The sequence below is a fragment of the Streptomyces millisiae genome (assembly GCF_031845425.1).
GTDB classification, from domain to species: domain Bacteria; phylum Actinomycetota; class Actinomycetes; order Streptomycetales; family Streptomycetaceae; genus Streptomyces; species Streptomyces millisiae.
This window is the reverse complement of the sequence record NZ_JAVREM010000277.1, coordinates 1-461: the sequence shown is the minus strand read 5'-3', so window position 1 is coordinate 461 and position 461 is coordinate 1. Positions and strand designations below refer to the sequence as shown.

General features: G+C 62.9%; 1 protein-coding gene. It reads right to left on the bottom strand.

What is annotated here, in order from left to right:
* Positions 1-461, bottom strand: a 461-nt coding sequence (locus RNC47_RS36655; RefSeq protein ID WP_311605191.1) for an RtcB family protein, incomplete at both ends; no start/stop codon positions are given.

Here is a 461-nt window from a genome sequence, read left to right as displayed (position 1 = left end):
GCCCTTCACGATGTACGAGCCGGTACCCATGGAGCCCGGGATGATCCCGTAGTCCCCGGAGCCGGCCCGGATCGCCCCCTTGCGGGTGACCAGCAGGTCCATGCCCTCGTACCGCTCCTCCGCCACGTAGTTGTGATGGCAGGAGATGACCGGATCGAAGGTGACCCGCGCCTTCTTGAACTCCTTGCGGACCACGTCCTGGAAGAGACCCATCATGATCGCGCGGTTGAACTTCGCGTACTCCTGCGCCCAGAAGAGGTCGTTGCGGTACGCCGCCATCTGCGGGGTGTCCGCGATGAACACCGCCAGGTCCCGGTCGATCAGGCCCTGGTTGTGCGGCAGCTTCTGCGCCTGGCCGATGTGGAAGTCGGCGAGCTCCTTGCCGATGTTCCGGGAACCGGAGTGCAGCATCAACCAGACAGAACCGGTCTCATCGAGACCGAACTCGATAAAAAGATATC